Annotated in this window: 1 protein-coding gene; it reads left to right on the forward strand. The window is 75.1% G+C overall.

The genetic code is table 11. From position 1 onward, the window contains the following. Positions 1-542: 542 nt before the first annotated feature. A partial coding sequence (locus tag ACWEN3_RS46950; protein ID WP_452984615.1) for a polyprenyl synthetase family protein occupies positions 543-1030 on the forward strand: 488 nt, incomplete at its 3' end.

The following is a 1030-nucleotide window of genomic DNA, read 5'->3' on the forward strand; positions in this document are numbered from 1 at the left end:
GGATCAGGTCGCGGGCCTGATCCCCGCCACAGCGACCTGCCTCGTCATCGTCACCTCCCGCGTTCCCCTGTCGGCGATCGACGGCGTCCTACTCCACCACCTCCACGGCGGCTCCCTTCCCGGGCCGGCTCGTCCGGCCAGTCTTCCGGCCCGGCGGCCCCGGCGGATGCAGGCGGGACCGTGTCGGGCGGGAACGTGGCCACCGCGGCGGAAGGTCCACCGAACGGCGCATCCGGCGGGGCGACCCGCGCGGAATGTCTGACGACGGACACACGAGCGGTGTCTGACGACGAGACACGCGAGCGGAATGTCCGACGACGAGACACGCGACACGACAGGTGCGGGCACCGGACACGGCGTCCGGCCTCCTACCGGCGAGAGGACCCTCGATGCGTTCCACCCAGGCGATCGCACGCCCCCAGGCCGGCCCGCCGCGCAGAGCGCCTGCCGTGGCCGGTCATGAGGCGGGGGCACCGGCCGTCCCGGGTGGCGCGGGTGCTGTCGATGTCGATGTGCCGGGTGTGCCGCGTAGTGCGTCTGACGTGGTCGGTCATGGGGCGGGGGCACCGGCCGTCCCGGGTGACGCGCGCGCCGTCGATGACGACGTTCCGGGTGCCGTCGGGCGGGAGCTGCGGGATCTGCTCGCCGGTCGCCTCGCCGACTGCCGTGTGCTGGACCCGGTGTTCGCCGACGACATCGCCGACCGGGTCGCCCGCTTCACCCGGCGCGGCGGGCGCCGCATCCGCTCCCGGCTCGTGTGGTGGTCCCTGCGTGCGTGCGGCGGCGGGGACGCCGCCCAGGTGCGCGCGGCGCTGCGCGCGGCGGCGGCCCTCGAACTGCTCCAGACCTGCGCCCTGGTCCACGACGACCTGATGGACCGGGCACCCACCCGTCGCGGCGCGCCCGCGCTGCACGCCGACGTGGCCAGCCAGAAACCAGCCGTCCGGGACGGCCGGGTGCCCGCCGCCCTCCCCACCGACAAGGACTTCGGCTTCACCAGCGACCCCACCGAGCTGGCGCAGGCCTACGA

The sequence above is a fragment of the Streptomyces sp. NPDC004561 genome (assembly GCF_053602155.1).